Annotated in this window: 16 protein-coding genes; 12 read left to right on the top strand and 4 right to left on the bottom strand. The window is 68.1% G+C overall.

Features of this window, described 5'->3' with window-relative positions:
• Positions 1-34: 34 nt before the first annotated feature.
• From CSC68_RS02865 to CSC68_RS02855, 3 genes are all read right to left on the bottom strand, one after another.
• Positions 35-418, bottom strand: coding sequence for a phasin family protein (locus CSC68_RS02865; protein WP_162201989.1), 384 nt, complete (start codon positions 416-418; stop codon positions 35-37).
• A 188-nt stretch (positions 419-606) separates the two neighbouring features.
• A complete protein-coding gene (gene queD / locus CSC68_RS02860; RefSeq protein ID WP_162201988.1) occupies positions 607-960 on the bottom strand; it encodes a 6-carboxytetrahydropterin synthase QueD in 354 nt (117 codons plus the stop codon).
• A 125-nt stretch (positions 961-1,085) separates the two neighbouring features.
• Positions 1,086-2,480, bottom strand: coding sequence for a DEAD/DEAH box helicase (locus CSC68_RS02855; RefSeq protein WP_162201987.1), 1,395 nt, complete (start codon positions 2,478-2,480; stop codon positions 1,086-1,088).
• A 365-nt stretch (positions 2,481-2,845) separates the two neighbouring features.
• Between CSC68_RS02855 and CSC68_RS02850 the strand changes: the two genes are divergently transcribed.
• On the top strand, positions 2,846-3,838 hold the full coding sequence (locus tag CSC68_RS02850) for a fumarylacetoacetate hydrolase family protein (RefSeq protein ID WP_162201986.1): 993 nt from the start codon (positions 2,846-2,848) through the stop codon (positions 3,836-3,838).
• 44 nt (positions 3,839-3,882) lie between these two features.
• Positions 3,883-4,545 (top strand): maleylacetoacetate isomerase, encoded by a 663-nt coding sequence (gene maiA, locus CSC68_RS02845; RefSeq protein WP_162201985.1) that lies wholly within the window; start codon positions 3,883-3,885, stop codon positions 4,543-4,545.
• Positions 4,546-4,602: 57 nt separating this feature from the next.
• Here maiA and CSC68_RS02840 read toward each other — a convergent pair whose 3' ends face one another.
• On the bottom strand, positions 4,603-5,733 hold the full coding sequence (locus CSC68_RS02840; RefSeq protein WP_162201984.1) for a PilT/PilU family type 4a pilus ATPase: 1,131 nt from the start codon (positions 5,731-5,733) through the stop codon (positions 4,603-4,605).
• A 101-nt stretch (positions 5,734-5,834) separates the two neighbouring features.
• Here CSC68_RS02840 and CSC68_RS02835 point away from each other — a divergent pair, with 101 nt between their 5' ends.
• The 10 genes from CSC68_RS02835 to CSC68_RS02790 all read left to right on the top strand — a co-directional run bounded on the left by CSC68_RS02835 (position 5,835) and on the right by CSC68_RS02790 (position 16,504).
• A complete protein-coding gene (locus CSC68_RS02835; RefSeq protein WP_162201983.1) occupies positions 5,835-6,236 on the top strand; it encodes a DUF4398 domain-containing protein in 402 nt (133 codons plus the stop codon).
• Entirely contained in the window at positions 6,233-7,132 is a 900-nt protein-coding gene (locus tag CSC68_RS02830) for an OmpA family protein (RefSeq protein ID WP_162201982.1), read from the top strand. Before CSC68_RS02835 ends, CSC68_RS02830 begins: the two co-directional genes overlap by 4 nt.
• 387 nt (positions 7,133-7,519) lie before the next feature.
• Positions 7,520-7,735 carry an HP1242/YdcH family protein gene (locus CSC68_RS02825; protein WP_162201981.1) on the top strand — a complete coding sequence of 72 codons (216 nt, stop codon included), beginning with the start codon at positions 7,520-7,522 and terminating at the stop codon, positions 7,733-7,735.
• Between the two features lie 192 nt (positions 7,736-7,927).
• A complete protein-coding gene (locus CSC68_RS02820; RefSeq protein ID WP_162201980.1) occupies positions 7,928-9,304 on the top strand; it encodes a pyridoxal-phosphate dependent enzyme in 1,377 nt (458 codons plus the stop codon).
• 100 nt (positions 9,305-9,404) lie between these two features.
• Positions 9,405-10,592: a cystathionine gamma-synthase gene (locus CSC68_RS02815; RefSeq protein ID WP_162201979.1), complete on the top strand. Its 1,188-nt coding sequence runs from the start codon at positions 9,405-9,407 to the stop codon at positions 10,590-10,592.
• Positions 10,593-10,603: 11 nt separating this feature from the next.
• Positions 10,604-11,419 carry an ABC transporter permease gene (locus CSC68_RS02810; RefSeq protein ID WP_162201978.1) on the top strand — a complete coding sequence of 272 codons (816 nt, stop codon included), beginning with the start codon at positions 10,604-10,606 and terminating at the stop codon, positions 11,417-11,419.
• Positions 11,409-12,746, top strand: coding sequence for an ABC transporter ATP-binding protein (locus tag CSC68_RS02805; RefSeq protein ID WP_162201977.1), 1,338 nt, complete (start codon positions 11,409-11,411; stop codon positions 12,744-12,746). The genes CSC68_RS02810 and CSC68_RS02805 overlap by 11 nt, the downstream gene beginning before the upstream one ends.
• A complete protein-coding gene (locus CSC68_RS02800; protein WP_162201976.1) occupies positions 12,746-14,272 on the top strand; it encodes a GT99 family glycosyltransferase N-terminal domain-containing protein in 1,527 nt (508 codons plus the stop codon). The genes CSC68_RS02805 and CSC68_RS02800 overlap by 1 nt, the downstream gene beginning before the upstream one ends.
• Complete coding sequence (locus tag CSC68_RS02795) at positions 14,269-15,027, top strand: glycosyltransferase family 2 protein (protein WP_162201975.1); 759 nt, start codon at positions 14,269-14,271, stop codon at positions 15,025-15,027. The genes CSC68_RS02800 and CSC68_RS02795 overlap by 4 nt, the downstream gene beginning before the upstream one ends.
• Positions 15,020-16,504, top strand: coding sequence for a glycosyltransferase family 4 protein (locus tag CSC68_RS02790; protein WP_162201974.1), 1,485 nt, complete (start codon positions 15,020-15,022; stop codon positions 16,502-16,504). The genes CSC68_RS02795 and CSC68_RS02790 overlap by 8 nt, the downstream gene beginning before the upstream one ends.
• The last annotated feature ends 19 nt before the right edge of the window (positions 16,505-16,523 follow it).

The raw sequence follows: 16,523 nt of genomic DNA, 5'->3' as shown, positions 1-16,523 counted from the left end.
GGAACTGTTGTCCGGGGCGTGCCCCGGGTGCCGCTCAGCGCTTGCGCGCGGCCTTGGCGACGGTGGCCTGGACCTGGCTGGTGGCGGCCTCGAACTGGCCCTTGGCCAGCTCGCCCAGGGCCTCGCCGGTCTTCAGCGTCAGGCCGATGACCTCCTGGCCGGCGGCGGCGACGCGCTCGGCGTTGTCGCGGGCGACCTGCAGGCCCTTCGGCAGCAGGTTGCGGTAGGCGTCCAGGTCGCGGGCCTCGGCGAGTTCACCCAGGTAGCTGGTGGTCGCCTCGACGTTCTTCTCCAGCGTGCGCAGCTGCACACCGAACAGGGTCTCGGCGTTCTCCAGCGCCAGGCGGTTCACGCGCGCGGCGACCGAGGCGAACTGGTGGGTATAGGCGCTGAGCTGCTCGTTGAACTGGTAGGACATGGCTGGGCTCCCTTGCGGATCACCTCTATGGTGCGATGCAGCATACGCCGACATTTTGTGCGTTGCAACATGTCGCGTATGTTTCCGGCCAGCTTTGTGAAGGCCAGCACGGAATTGCCGCCGGCCGCCAGGCGGGGCGGGGCGTCCATGGGGGGGAAGGCTTGGCGCCGGCGGCGCGGCGCGCGTGCTCAGCCGCGGTAGCGGCAGCCGGAGGTGCAGGTCTCGTGGACCACGACCTCGCTCAGCAGCGGAACGGAGGGCTTGAGCCTCGCCCAGATCCAGGCGGCCAGGTTCTCACTGGTCGGGTTTTCCAGGCCGGGGATGTCGTTGAGATAATGATGGTCCAGCTGCTCGTACAGCGGCTTGAACGCGGCCTTGAGGTCGGCGAAGTCCATCACCCAGCCGGCCTGCGGATCGACCGGGCCTTCCACGTGCAACTCCACCCGGAACGAGTGGCCGTGCAGGCGCGAGCACTTGTGGCCCTCGGGCACGTTGGGCAGGCGATGTGCCGCCTCGAGGGTGAAGACCTTGAAGATTTCCATGGCAGGGATTGTCGTTCGTGGCTGGCCGGGCCGGCAATGCGGGTCCGGCGGGGGAATCGTGGAGCCTGTAACAGGAACGGCAGCCGTGGCTGCCGTTCCTTCGTGCCGCCGTGCCGTCGCCGACTTCAGCGGTTGGCGTCGCGGCGCGGGCCGCCGCCGTTGCGCTGCTGGTTGCGCTGGTTGGCGTGCGCGGCGCCGGCCGGAGCCCGGCTGCCGCTGCGGCCGTTGCCGCCGCGGTTGCCGGCATGGGCGTGGGCCTGGCCTTCGCCACCGCCGTGCGGACGCCGGCCGCGGCCGCCACCCGGCTTGCGCGGCGGGCGCTGGCCGCCCGGCTGCTCGGCCTTGCCCGGGGCGCTGTTGCCCCAGCGGATCGGCACCTGCGGCTCGAAGCCCGGCAGGTCGCGGATTTCCATGTCACGGCCGAGCATGCGCACGATCTGGCGCAGCAGCTTGGCGTCTTCCTGCGACACCAGCGACAGGGCCTCGCCACTGGCGCCGTTGCGGCCGGTGCGGCCGATGCGGTGCACGTAGTCCTCGGCGACCATCGGCAGGTCGTAGTTGATCACCCGCGGCAGCTGGTCGATGTCGATGCCGCGCGCGGCGATGTCGGTGGCCACCAGAACGTTGACCTTGCCGGACTTGAAGTCGCCCAGCGCGCGCAGGCGCTGGCCCTGGCTCTTGTTGCCGTGGATCGCGGCGGCACGGATGCCCGCCTTCTCCAGATGGGTGGCCAGCTTGTCGCTGCCGTGCTTGGTCTTGGCGAACACCAGGGTCTGCACCCGGGCGTCCTGGCCGAGCAGGTGCAGCAGCAGCTCGCGCTTGCGCGCCGCATCGACCGGGTGCACGCGGTGGGCGATGGTCTCGGCCACGGTGTTCTGCGGAGTCACCTGGACCTCGCGCGGGTTGCGCATGAACTCCATGGCCAGCTGCTTGATCGACTCCGGGAAGGTGGCCGAGAACAGCAGGGTCTGACGGTTCTGCTTGGGCAGCTTGGCCAGGATGCGCTTGATCGAGGGCAGGAAGCCCATGTCGAGCATGCGGTCGGCCTCGTCCAGGACCAGCACCTCGATGCCGGACAGGTCGATGCTGCGGCGCTCGATGTGGTCGATCAGGCGGCCCGGGCAGGCGATCACCAGGTCAACGCCGCGGCGCAGCGCGTCCAGCTGGTTGCCCATGCCCACGCCGCCGTAGATCACGGCGCTGGGGATGCGCAGGTACTTGCTGTAGCCGCGCAGGCTGTCATGGACCTGGGTGGCCAGCTCGCGGGTGGGGGTCAGGACCAGGGCGCGCGGCTTGCGCGGGCCGCCGGAGACCTTCTGCGGCTCGGTGCCCAGGTACTGCAGCAGCGGCAGGCCGAAGGCGGCGGTCTTGCCGGTGCCGGTCTGGGCGCCGGCCAGCAGGTCGTGGCCTGCCAGGGCAAGCGGGATGGCCTGCTGCTGGATCGGGGTAGGGGTTTGGTAGCCCTGCTCGGCGAGCGCACGCAGCAGGAAGGGCGCAAGGCCCAGCGATTCGAACGACATCAAGGAACACTCCATGGATGACCCGCGGCGGTTGCCGACGGGTGCTGACCGTCTAGGTCGGTGACTCGGAGCGTTCCCGTGAATCCGCGCTGCGAGAGGGGACAGGCCGGTGGTACCGGCGCGAATGCCAGGCGGAAGGCGTCGGGGTGGAGCAGCGGGACGCCGGAGCTGGTCCGGCGCTGCCGTTCCCTGGGGGAAACGGACGGCCGCTGGCAGATCGGTGCGCGCATTCTACGGCAAGTCCGGTCCCGGCGCCCGGCACGGCCGCGGAAAGCGTTCAGGCGGCCCTGGTGGCCTATGTTTCCGATGAAACCTTTGCCGGCCTGCCGCTACAATCGGCCATCCAAAGCCAGCTGGAGCGCGCAATGAAGCTCGGAACCCTCAAGGAAGGCGGTCGCGACGGCACCCTGGTCGTGGTCTCGCGCGACCTGACCCGCGCCGTGCGCGCCACCGCCGTCGCCGCGACCCTGCAGCAGGCGCTGGACGACTGGCAGAACGCCGCGCCGCGCCTGGTGGCGCTGGCCGAGGCCCTGGAGGAGGGCAGGGCCGACGGTGCGTTCGAGCTGGATCCGGCCAGCCTGGCCGCGCCGCTGCCGCGCGCCTACGAATTCGTCGACGGCAGCGCCTACCTGCCGCATGTCGAGCGCGTGCGCCGTGCCCGCGGCGCCGAAGTCCCGGCGAGCTTCTATACCGATCCGCTGATGTACCAGGCCACCGCCGCCGGCTTCCTCGGCCCGCGCGACCCGGTGCGCGTGGTCAGCGAGGACTACGGCATCGACCTGGAGGCCGAGATCGTGGTGGTCACCGACGACGTGCCGATGGCGGTCACGCCGGAGCAGGCCGCCGGCCACATCCAGCTGGTCGGCCTGGTCAACGACGTTTCCCTGCGCAACCTGATCCCGGACGAGCTGGCCAAGGGCTTCGGCTTCCTGCAGTCCAAGCCGCGCTCGGCGCTGGGCCCGGTGTTCGTGACCCCGGACGAGCTGGGCGATGCCTGGCGCGGCAACAAGCTGCACCTGCCCCTGGTCACCCACTACAACGGCGAGTGGTTCGGGGCGCCGGAGGCAGGCGAGGACATGCAGTTCGATTTCGCCCAGCTGGTGGCGCACGCGGCCAGGACCCGGCCGCTGGCGGCCGGCACCATCGTTGGTTCCGGCACCATCGCCAACCAGGATGTGTCGCGCGGCGCCTCGTGCTTTGCCGAGAAGCGCACGGTCGAAGCCCTGCGCGATGGCAAGCCGTCCACGCCGTTCATGAAGTTTGGCGACCGCGTCCGCATCGAGATGCTGGACCGGGAGGGCAACAGCATCTTCGGCGCGATCGACCAGCGCATCGAACAGCAGCCGCTGCCGGCCTGACGCCGGCGGCGGGCCCACGCAGGCGCGTCGCGCCGGGAGGCAGGATGTCCGCAGGACTGACGCTTTACACCTACTGGCGTTCCAGTGCCGCCTACCGCGTGCGGATCGGGCTGGAACTGAAGGGCCTGGACTACGCCAGCGCGCCGGTGCACCTGGTCCAGGACGGCGGCCAGCAGCACGCCGCCGCGTATGCCGCGCTCAACCCGCAGGAACTGGTGCCGGTGCTCAGGCACGGCGACGCGGTGCTGCGCCAGTCGCTGGCGATCCTCGAGTACCTCGACGAGACCTGGCCGCAGCCGGCGCTGCTGCCGGCCGATGCCGCCGGCCGCGCGCGGGTGCGCGCGCTGGCCCAGGCGATCGCCTGCGACGTGCATCCGCTCAACAACCTGCGGGTGCTGCAGTACCTGGAGCGCGGCCTGGGCGTGGCCCCGCCGGCGCGCGAGGAATGGGTCCGGCACTGGATCCGGCTTGGCCTGGACGCGGTGGAGAAGCTGCTGGCCGGGGATCGGGGCACCGGATCCTTCTGTCACGGCGACGTGCCGGGCCTGGCCGACTGCGTGCTGGTACCGCAGCTGTACAACGCCCGCCGCTTCGGGCTGGAACTGGCGGAATGGCCGGTGATCGCGCGGATCGATGCCGCCTGCGCCGCGCTGCCGGCGTTCGCCGCCGCCGCGCCGGAGGCGCAGCCGGACGCGCCGGCTCCCTGACCCTGCAAAGCGAAAAGGCTGCGCAGGTGCGCGGCCCTTCGCCCGGGAACCAGTGCCTCAGTTGAAGCCGTGGCTGATGGCCGGGGTCGGCTGGTTGAGGTCGGCGTAGGGGTCGTGCTCGCCCTCCGATCCCTCGGACAGGCGGAACTTCAGCGCCAGGCCGTCGCGCGAGTCGGCCGCGCGCAGCGCCTCCTCCTGGTCGATCCGGCCCTGCTTCACCATGCGGAACAGGCACTGGTCGAAGGTCTGCATGCCTTCCTCCAGCGAGCCTTCCATCGCCGCCTTGATCTCGTGCACCTGGCCGCGGCGCAACAGGTCGCGGATCATCGGCGTGTTCAGCAGTACCTCGGTGGCCGGCAGGCGGCGCCCGTCGATGCCCTTGACCAGGCGCAGCGAGACCACGGCGCGCAGGTTCAGCGCCAGGTTCATCAGCACGTTCTTGTGCGCGCTCTCGGGGAAGAAGTTGAGGATGCGCTCGATGGTCTGGTCGGCGTTGTTCGAGTGCAGGGTCGCCAGGCACAGGTGGCCGGTCTCGGCGAAGGCGATCGCCGCCTCCATGGTCTCGGCGTCCAGGATCTCGCCGATCAGGATGACGTCCGGCGCTTCTCGCATCGCGTTCTTCAGCGCGTTGTGGAAGGCATGGGTGTCCAGGCCCACCTCGCGCTGGTTGACGATCGACTTCTTGTGCTTGTGCAGGTACTCGATCGGGTCCTCGATGGTGAGGATGTGCCCGGTCAGGTTGCTGTTGCGGTAGTCGATCATCGAGGCCAGCGAGGTCGACTTGCCCGAGCCGGTGGAGCCGACGATCAGCACCAGGCCGCGCGGGGTCATGATGATGTCCTTCAGGACCTCCGGCAGGTTCAGCTCCTCGATCGTCGGGATCGTGCTGCGGATGGCGCGGATCACCATGCCGACCTCGCCGCGCTGCTTGAACACGTTGACGCGGAAGCGGCCTGCGTCGCCGACGGCGATGGCCATGTTCAGCTCGAGGTCGCGCTCGAACTGCGGCACCTGGCCCTCGTCCATCAGCGAGTACGCGATCTTCTTGACCATGCCCGGCGGCAGCCCGGTGTTGCCGAGCGGGTAGAGCTTTCCCTCGATCTTGATGTAGACCGGCGCCCCGGTGGTCAGGAACATGTCCGAGGCATTCTTCTCGGTCATCAGCTTCAGGAAGTAGCCGATATCCATTAAATGACGATCCCCAATCTGTATGGCTCCCCCGCCATCCATTGCATGGATGGCCGAGGGTTCCGACAATGGCCGCGACCTTCCGGACGCGACATTCCCCGATGAACGAGCCTAGCTTCGCATACTTCCGCAGGAGCCTGTACGCCTTGGTATGCACTTTCGGGCTGGCGGTCACGGCCCATGCGCAGTCCGGCCTGTCCGCGATCCAGCTGGCCGAGCGGGCGGTGCTGGAGGCCCAGCAGGCCGATGCCGACCATTACGTCCCGGACCTGATGCAGGCCGCCCGGGAGGGGCTGATCCAGGCCCAGGCCCAGGCTGCCTCGCGCAGCCGCAGCGAGCAGCGCAAGGCCGAAGCGCTGGCCGCGCGGGTCGCCGCCGATGCCGACCTGGCCCGCGCGCGCAGCGAGCAGGCCAAGGCCGAGGCGAGCGTGCTGCAGCGGCGGCAGGAGATCGAGGCGTTGCGGGAGCAACTGGATCGTCCTGCCACGGAGGCGGCCGAATGAGCGCCCGCTGGCTGGTTCGTGGGACCGTGGCCGCGGCCCTGCTGCTGTCCCTGGCCGGCGCCCCGGCGCTGGCGGCCGAGGATCCGGACGCCGCGCGCCTGCGCGAGCGCCTGGCCGCGGTGCAGGCCGATCCGGAGCTGGCCCGCGGGGCCGGGCTGGAGCTGCTCCAGGCCCAGCAGGCGGTCGCGGCGCTGGAGGGCGCGCGGCGCAGCGGGCGTCCCGACGCGCTCTACCTGGCCGAACGCCGGGTGGAGATCGCCGAGGTGATGGCCCAGGTCGGGGCGGCGCGCAACGAGCTGTCGCGACTGGAGCTGCAGCGCAGCGAGCTGCTGCTGCAGGCCAGCCGGCGCGAGGCCGAGAAGGCCCGGCGGGAGGCCGAGCGCCTGCGCATCCAGGCCCAGATCCGGGCCGAGGAGGCCGAACGCCTGCGGCTTGCCGCCGAGGCGGAGGCGATCGCCCGCAGCGAGGCCGAGGCGGCGCTGGGCAAGGCGGCGGGCCGGCAGAGCGCGCAGGTCACCGCGGCCCGGCGCAAGGAGGCCGACCTGGCCCGCCAGGAGGCCGAGCTGGTCTCGGGCAAGAAGCTTCCGGCCTCGACCTTCGGTGCCCAGGGCGAGGTGTTCCAGCTGCCGGGTGCGGCCTTCGCCAGCGGCAAGTCCAGCCTCACCGCCAGCGGCAAGGACGCGGCCACGGCGCTGGCCGCCTACCTGCAGATCGGCAGCAAGCGGGCGGTGCGCATCCGCGCCTGGGACAGCGACCCGAAGGTCGCCCAGGCACGCGCCGCGGCCCTGCGCGAGGCCCTGGTGGCGGCCGGCGTGGACAAGGGGCGGATCAAGGCCGAGGGGGTGAAGGATCCGGCCACCAGCAAACGTTCGGCGGAAGTCACGGTCGCCCTCTGATTGCGTATTTAGATTTGTAGAATCAATGACTTGCGAGCGGCGTCTCGCCGCCTGCCGGGACGGCGGGAGGCGCCGTTGGCAGTTCCGCTGCGCCGGGGCCGCGGGCCCTTGAACCCCCCTCGGGTTGGGAGTAGGGTCGGTCGTGCGGGTGGTCGTCGTGCCGCCCGCCTGAACCGGAGTCCGCGCCGATGCAGCTGTCTGCTTCTTCCGTCCACCCCGATGCCGGGCTCCCGCCGCGGCGGCGGGATGGGGGGGGGAAGCTGCCGCATCCGCCATCCGGCAACCCCGGCGCCCTGGGCCCCTGGCCCGGGGCGTTTGTTTTCCGGCGCCGGCCAGGACGGGCCGGCACACCGCCGTCAGGGATGTAACGACCCAGGAGGTGCACTGATGTTCGAAGGGCAATCGCAGGCCGAAATCGACGCGCTGATCAAGAGCAACCCGGAGTTCAAGCAGCTCTACCAGCGACACCGTCTGCTGGACAAGAAATGCATGCAGGCCGAACTCGGGGTGCTCCCCATCGACGACATGACCCTGGGACAGATGAAGCGCGAGAAGCTTGCCGCCAAGGAGCGCCTGCTGCGCATCTACGACCGGTCGCACTGACCGGGACAACCGCGTTCCACCGCCGCGGGCGGTGGTGGCCTCCTCGTCGGCCGCCACCGCCCGCGCATCTTTTCAGGTTCGTGAAAGGCGGCGCTTTGGCGCTGCGGCGAAAGTCTCTACAGGCCGGACCCGTAACAGCCGATAATCCGGGGTCCCGCTGCACCATGCGGCGTACCTGAACCGGATCCGAGAATGGCCCTGCACGCTTCCGTGCTCGAACTCATCGGCCGCACTCCCATCGTCAAGGCGCGCCGCCTGGACACCGGACCGTGCGAGCTCTACCTCAAGCTTGAGAACTTCAACCCGGGTGGCTCGATCAAGGACCGCATCGGTCTTTCGATGATCGAGGCGGCCGAGCGCCGCGGCGAGCTCAAGCCCGGCGCCGTCCTGGTCGAGGGCACCGCCGGCAACACCGGCCTGGGCCTGGCCCTGGTCGCCCAGCAGAAGGGCTATCGCCTGATCCTGGTGGTCCCGGACAAGATGAGCCGGGAAAAGATCTTCAACCTCAAGGCCATGGGCGCGGAGGTGGTGCTGACCCGCTCGGACGTGGGCAAGGGCCACCCGGAGTACTACCAGGACCTGGCCGCGCGGATCGCCTCCGAGACCCCCGGCGCCTACTTCATCAACCAGTTCGGCAACCCGGACAACCCGGCCGCCCACCAGTACGGCACCGGCCCGGAGATCATCGAGCAGATGGCCGAGGTCGGCGGCTTCGACGCCATCGTCTTCGGCTGCGGCAGCTCCGGCACCATGACCGGCCTGTCGCGCTGCCTGGCCGAGAAGGCCCCGCACGTGGAGATGGTGCTGGCCGACCCGGTGGGCTCGATCCTGGCCCAGTACATCAACGAGGGCGTGCTCAGCGACAAGTCCGGCAGCTGGCTGGTCGAAGGCATCGGCGAGGACTTCCTGCCCTCGATCTCGGATTTCAGCCGGGTGAGGAAGGCCTACGCCATCTCCGATGCCGAGAGCTTCCACACCGCGCGCGAGCTGCTGGCGAAGGAAGGCGTGCTGGGCGGCTCGTCCACCGGCACCCTGCTGGCCGCCGCGCTGCGCTACTGCCGCGAGCAGACCTCGCCGAAGAAGGTCGTGGTGCTGGTGCCGGATACCGGCAACAAGTACCTGTCGAAGATGTACAACGACTACTGGATGCTGGACAACGGCTTCCTGGAGCGCGAGCAGCACGGCGACCTGCGCGACCTGATCCTGCGTCCGTACAGCCAGCGCGACACCGTGGTCGTGGCCCCCGGCGACCTGCTCACCACCGCCTACCAGCGCATGAAGCTGTACGACGTCTCCCAGCTGCCGGTGATGGACGGCGACCGCCTGGTCGGCATCATCGACGAGAGCGACGTGCTGCTGCACGTGTATGGCGACGAGTCCCGTTTCCGCGATCCGGTCTCGGTGGCCATGGTCAGCAAGCTGGAGAAGCTGGACGTCAAGTCGCCGATCGAGGCCCTGCTGCCGGTGTTCGACCGTGGCCAGGTGGCCATCGTCACCGAAGGCGAGCGCTTCCTCGGCCTGATCACCCGGATCGACCTGCTCAACTACCTGCGTCGCCGGGTCCAGTGACGCCTCCGGCCGGCCCCGGATCGGGGCCGGCTTTCCCCCTCCGAGCCAAGCGCCGTTAAGCAGCGGCTGCTAGAATTCGCGGCCTTTACAGAGACCCGCCATGTCCGAAAAATCCCCCCGTGATGGCCTGCGCCCGGGCGACCGTGCGTTCGCCACCCTGGCGATCCATGGCGGCCAGGCCCCCGATCCGTCCACCGGCGCGGTCATGCCGCCGATCTACGCGACCTCGACCTACGCCCAGTCGGCGCCGGGCGAGCACCAGGGCTTCGAATACTCCCGCACCCACAACCCGACCCGCTTTGCGTGGGAGCGGTGCGTGGCTGCGCTGGAGGGCGGCAGCCGCGGCTTCGCCTTCGCCTCCGGCATGGCCGCCACCTCCACCGTCCTGGAGCTGCTGGACAGCGGCGACCACGTGGTCGCCATGGACGACCTCTACGGCGGCAGCTATCGCCTGTTCGAGCGCGTGCGCCGGCGCAGCGCGGCCCTGGACTTCAGCTTCGTCGACCTGGCCGACCTGGATGCGTTCGCCGCCGCGATCACCCCGCGCACGCGGATGGTCTGGATCGAAACGCCGACCAACCCGATGCTCAAGATCGTGGATATCGCCGCGGTGGCCGAGGTCGCGCGGCGGCACGGCCTGCTGGTGGTGGTCGACAACACCTTCGCCTCGCCGGCGCTGCAGCGCCCGCTGCAACTGGGTGCCGACCTGGTCGTGCACTCGGCCACCAAGTACCTCAACGGCCATTCCGACATGGTCGGCGGCGTGGTGGTGGCCGGTACCGACGAGCTGGGCGAGCGCATGGCGTTCCTGCAGAACTCGGTCGGCGCGGTGCAGGGGCCGTTCGACAGCTTCCTGGCCCTGCGCGGCGCCAAGACCCTGCCGCTGCGCATGCGCGCCCATTGCGACAACGCGCTGGAACTGGCCCGCTGGCTGGAGGCCCATCCGGCGGTGGAGAAGGTGATCTACCCCGGCCTGGCCTCGCACCCGCAGCACGCGCTGGCGGCGCGGCAGATGTCCGGCTTCGGCGGCATCGTCTCGGTCGTGGTCAAGGGCGGCTTCGACGCGGCCAGCCGTTTCTGCTCGCGGACCGAACTGTTCACCCTGGCCGAGTCGCTGGGCGGCGTCGAGAGCCTGCTCAACCACCCGGCCGTGATGACCCACGCCTCGGTGCCACCCGAGCGGCGCGCCCGCCTGGGCATCAGCGATTCGCTGGTGCGGCTGAGCGTAGGCATCGAGGACGTCGAGGACCTGCGCCGCGACCTGGACAGGGCATTGGCCGCAGGCTGACAGAGGTCTACATGCAGCAAGTATTTCGTGGTCCCCTGTTGCCCTACGGACCGCTGGTCCGTTACGGGTACCTCGTGCGCCAGCTGGTCTGGCGCGATCTCAGTGGAAAGTTCCGTCGATCCAGCCTCGGCATGCTCTGGATCGTGCTCAGCCCGCTGATGCTGCTGGCCGGCTACACCCTGGTGTTCGGCGTACTGCTGCAGGCGCGGTGGGGTGGGGCTGGCAGCAGCCTCGAGTTCGCCCTGGTCCTGTATTCGGGCCTGATCTTCTACAACTTCTTCAGTGAGGTGGTCGGCCGCTCCCCGGCGCTGATCCACGCCAACCAGCCGTACGTGAAGAAGATGGTGTTCCCGCTGGAGGTGCTGAACTGGTCGGTCGTGCTGTCGGCCGCCGTCAACTTCCTGGTCGGACTGTTGAGCTGGATGGTGTTCTGCGTGTTCGTGAAAAAAGGCCTGCCGCTGTCGGTCTTGTGGTTGCCGCTGGTTTTCATTCCTTTCGCGCTGTTTACCCTCGGCTGCTCCTGGCTGCTTTCCGGCTATGCGGTGTTCCACCCCGACGCAGAACACGTCGTGCCGATCGTGCTCTTGCTGCTGATGTTCCTTTCGCCGCTGTTCTTCCCCGTGGACGCGCTGCCGGAGCACTTCCGCGCGGTACTGCAGTTCAACCCGCTGTCCTATGTGCTGGAGGAGGGACGCGCGGTGCTGGTGGGCGGGCGTTCCCCGGACCTGGGAGTGGTGGCGATCGGCTGGGTGGTTGGTGTGCTGATGGCCTGGCTGGGCTACGCATCATTTATGGGCAACCGCGAGGGCTTCTCCGATGCCATCTGACATCGCGATCAGCGTGCGGGGCCTGAGCAAGTACTACGAGTTCGAGCACGTCAACGAATGGAGTCTATTCGGTCGCCGTGGTCGCCGCCGCGCACGCAGTGGGAGGGGCTACCTGGCACTGTCGGATGTGAGTTTCGAGATCCCGCGCGGCCAGGCTGTCGGCCTGATCGGCCGCAACGGTGCTGGCAAGAGCACTCTCTTGCAGATTCTCACCGGTAGCCTGCAGCCTTCTGAGGGCGAGGTGGAAGTCCATGGGCGCGTCTCGGCCCTGTTGGAGCTCGGGGCCGGCTTCAATCCGGAATTTACCGGACGCGAGAACATCTTCCTGGCCGGCGCTGTGCTGGGCATGTCAGCCGCGGAAATCCGCTCGAAGTACCAGGCCATCGTCGACTTCGCCGACATCGGCGAATTCATCGAGCACCCGGTCAAGTCCTATTCCAGCGGCATGATGGTGCGTCTGGCATTCGCATTACAGGTCCACGTGGATCCCGACGTGCTGATTGTCGACGAGGCGCTTAGTGTCGGCGACATCTTCTTTCAACAGAAGTGCATCGCCAAAATTCGCGAGATCCTGCAACGCGGCGTAACCCTGCTGTTCGTTTCACACGGCCTGAATTCGGTCAAGAGTCTGTGCAGCCGCGCAATCCACCTCGAGCGCGGGGTGGTGCGGGCCGATGGTCCGGCTGAGGAAGTGTGCGATGCCTACCAGAACTCCATGACCAGCAGCTCGCTGCAGGACTGGAAGCTTGCGGTGGAGGCCTCGAAGATGGCGGAGGACGGCGAGGCGCTGCTGCCGGTCGGATGCCTTCGCGGTGCCGACGGCGCGAAGGCCGATCCCGAATTCGAACGTCGCCTATCGCAGCGCTCCGGTAGTGGCGAGCTGCGCTTCACTGGCATGCTGGTCATGGATGAACGTGGGAATCCGGTACACGCGATTGAGCAGGCGGGGCGGGTGCGTGTGCGAGCCTACCTGCAGGCGCAGAAGGACATCCCCGATGGTGCTGCCATCGGTATCTTGCTGCGTGACGCGACCGGCGTGGACCTCATGGCGTTCAATACTGATTTCTACCGTTACCGGCTCCCGGCGCTGGAGGCGGGACGCTCCTATGCCTGGGAGCTGGAGCTGGACCTGCCGCTGGCGCGTGGGTATTACTCGCTGCATTGCGGAGTCAAACCGCACGCGTCCAGCGGTTACTTCTACGATCGCTGCTTCAACGCTGCGCTGTTGGAGGTGACCTCCAACCCGGTTACCTGGGGCGAGTACGGTGGTCGGATTATCCATGCTCCGGCTTCGGCCGGACTGTTCGCGATCGAGCAGGAGGCCTGATGTTCGCGTCTGTGCTGTTGCCGTTCGCCGAGCGCGGTGCCGGCCCGCTCCACCACTGGGTGATGCTGGCGCAGATGGCGCGTTTTTCGCCGGATGAGATCGTGTTCATTGGCGACAACGCCTGTTTCGATGAGGAAAGGGTGCCGTTTGGCGAGTGGACCAAGGTTGGTGGTCTGCGTTTCCTCTGCCCGACCCGCGATCAGTTCCGTTCGTACCAGTTCGTCGTCCTGGACCAGTCGATAGCTACCGCGCTGGCCAGTGCGGGCGGCGGCCACCTGAGCGTGTTCCGGCGCCTGCTGCTGGAGCGTGTACCGGAGCTGGAGGAAGCATTCTTCCAGGCACTACAGCCATTGGGCGACCGCCTGGAAGCGGTACTGACGTGGAGCAACTGTCCCTCGCTACGCGCGGCGCTGCAGCGACTGGGCGACGTACCGCTGGTGCATAACGAGCTCGGTCCGCTCCGCTCACCGCTTTATCGCGAGACCTTCTACTTCGATTTCAAAGGTGTCAACGGCAACACCAGCCCTGCGGCCTGGGAGCCGGGAGAGGTGCGCACCCAGATGGAGGGGGCCCAGCTGCTGTCCCCCGACGAGGTGCGTGGCCTGCTGGTGGCCGATCCTGCGCGCGTTCAGGCCATCGATGTGGCCGCATCGGAGCAGCTGGTTGGCGTCGCGTTGCAGGTGGAGGACGATTCCAACACCGTCGCCTATGGCAACGGCTGGAACTCCCTGGAGCTGCTTTACGATGTGATGGGGCGGGTCGGGCCGGACGGCATGCTGGTGCGCTCGCATCCCGGCGCACGCTTCCGCTACAGCGGCGGGCTGGGCCGCCAGGACGATTCGGTCGATTCGCTCGCCTTCCTCGCCCGCGTCGCCGAGGTCGTCTCCATCAATTCGAGCGTGCTCGTCGAGGCCGTCTTGTGGGGACGTCGGTTCGACGCCAAGGGTGATAATCCGGTGCGCTTCCTCGCTCGCCCGGGAGAAGGCGCCGACTGGGCAACGCTGGCGTTCAACGCATTCTTTCTCGGCTACCTGGTGCCCTCCGAACTGCTCTTCGACCCGGAGTACTACCGCTGGCGCCTGACCTGGCCTAGCCTGGCCGAATGCCATGCCCGGCACCTGCAGGTGCTGACTGCACGCGGGACGTGCCCCATCGCTGCGCTGCCTGACGCCAGGAGCGTGCCGGCCGAGGGCCTGGTGCGTCTGCCCGCGATGTGGACCTCAACCCTGGGCCTGGAGCGCCAAGTGGCTGACCTGTCGCGTCGCGTCGCGGAGGCTGGTGGAGCTGCCGCACGTTGGCAGTCGGAAGCCGAGCGCAACTGGGACGAGCTGACTTGGTTCAAGCAGGAGCACGCGCGCCTCACCGACGAGCTTGCCGCTGCGAGCCAAGCCCGTGAAGTTCTCCAGACCCAGGTCCAAGAACGCCTCGAGGGCCTCCAAGCGGCCCTGGATGCAGTGCAAGCCCGACTGCAGGAGCGTCCGACCCTTCTCAGCAAACTGAAACGCCTCATCCGCAGGATTCCATGAACACCATTCCCGACGGCGACAGGACGCCGCTGGTCAGTGCCATCATCACCTTCCACCGCGAGGGGGTTCTGGGGCACCCAACCCTACTTTCGATCGAGCGGTGCCGCCAGCATGCTGAGGCCCATGGCATTGCGGTGGAGTTCGTCATTACCCTGGACAACGCAGACGACGAGACCCGCCGGGTTGTGGGGGAGCATCCGGCCCTGCGTGCCTGCGACAGCATCCACGAGGTTTCCTTTCGCGACCTCTCCAGTTGCCGCAACTACGCCATCGGCAAGGCGCGGGGCAGGTATATCGGCACCTTCGACGGGGACGACTTCTTCTCGCGCAACTGGATTACGCGCTGCGTGGAGCTGATCCGTGAGCAGGGTGACCACGTGATCCTTCACCCCGAGGTGATCCTCGCCTTCGGTGGCTGGAATGCCTACTGGTGGCAAGTGGACCAGAAGAGCGAGTACTACCGCCGTGGTGCGCTGCTGACGATGAACTACTGGAATGCATGCGCCTTCGCCGCATGCGACGTGTTCAAGCACTGTCCGTACGACGTGTCTCGGGTCGGTGAGGCCGGTTTCGGTTTCGAGGACTGGCACTGGAACTGCGAGACCATCGCCGCAGGATATGTGCATCGCACCGCGCCGCGCACGGTTCGTTTCGAGCGGCGCAAGGAAGGAGGTTCCCTGAACGTCGCCCACCAGCTTGCCGGTGCGGTGATCCGGCCGACCCGGTTCTTCGACGGAGATGGCAGCCATGTATAAGTTGCTGTGGGCGGCTTATGGGCTGTTGGACCGGCTGTTCGAACGCTGCTTGCCGGACTCTTGGGTGCGCGCCTGGCGAGGACTCGCCCTGCGCGTGGCGCATCGTTTCTTCCCTGGCCGCCTGGTGGTCCACGACGTGGAACAACTTGAAGCGCTTGCCCGGGGCAATCATTGGAATCCCCCCGCGCTGCCAGACTGGGTGTACGAGGAGCTGGGGGCGCTGGAGGACATCGCTCCGGAGCTGCATCCACGCGGCGAGCTGGTTTCCTCCGCCCAGTTCTATTCGGCCCCCTGGACGTACGATCTACCGGGCGAGGCCTATTTCAAGCTGCGCGCACAGTTCCCGGCGCAGCTGGACGTCGTGCTGTTCGTGCCCTGGCTCAAGAGCGGCGGCGCCGACCTTGGCGCGATCCGCTTCGCCAACGCGCTTGCCGCAGACTTCGGACTGCGGGTGGCGGTGGTCGCCACCGAGGATTCCGAATCGCCCTGGCGTGAGCGATTGCTGCCGCAGGTTACGTTCGTGGCAGCGGGCAGCTCGCTAGTACCGCTGTATGAGCAGCACCAGGTCGAGGTGGTGGTCCGCCTCCTGCTGCAGCTGGCTCCGGCGACCGTGCACATCATGAACTCACGAGTGGCCTGGGACGCAGTGAAGCGTTTCGGTCTGGCGATCCGGCAGCAGAGTCGTGTGTATGCGAGCCTGTACTGCGACGACATCAGCGAACGGGGCGAGCGTGTCGGCTATGCGCGACGCTATCTGGTCGCTTGCCACCATCTGCTTGATGGCGTGATAAGCGACAATCCAATCACTCCCTTGCGTTGGTGCGCGGAAAGCGGGGTCAGCCCCCGACTATTCCACGTGGTGCGGTTCCCAGGGCCGCAGCCGGTGGAGGAAATGCGGGAGACGGTGGCTGGCAACGGCCAGTCACGGGTACTGTGGGCCGGGCGCCTGGATCGGCAGAAGCGGCCGGACCTCCTTGCGCGCATCGCCGCGGCCATGCCCGAGGTCCAGTTTGACGTCCACGGAACCGCTGTCGTAGACGATGTCGCCGACCACGGCCTGTCCCGCCTGCCTAACGTCCACCTGCATGGCGCTTTCGACGGTTTCGAATCGCTGCTGGCAGGCGGCCATGCTGCGTACCTGTACACGTCGCAGTGGGATGGGTTGCCCAACGTGCTGCTTGAAGCGGCTGCCGCGGGATTGCCGATCGTTGCCTCCGACGTGGGTGGCGTCGGCGATTTCTTGGCCCACGAACAGCGGGTGGAGCCGTTCGATGACGTTGATGGCTACGTGCGCCGCCTGAACGCGTTGCTGGCCGATCCTTCGCTCGCATCGGAGTGGGTCGCACGGCAGCGTGCCCGGCTGCGGCAGGCGCATTCCTCGGAGGCTTTCCTGACGGCCGTAGCCGCGATCCCGGGTTACTTGCCGGTGCGGGGTGGCGCACAGACCTGTCCCGGCCAGATCGCAAGCGGCAGTTGACATCAAGGGTTGGGAAGGC

The sequence above is a fragment of the Pseudoxanthomonas suwonensis genome (genome assembly GCF_010093235.1).
Taxonomy (GTDB): domain Bacteria; phylum Pseudomonadota; class Gammaproteobacteria; order Xanthomonadales; family Xanthomonadaceae; genus Pseudoxanthomonas; species Pseudoxanthomonas suwonensis.
Note: the sequence above shows the minus strand (reverse complement) of the source record. Positions and strands in the feature narration are given on the sequence as shown.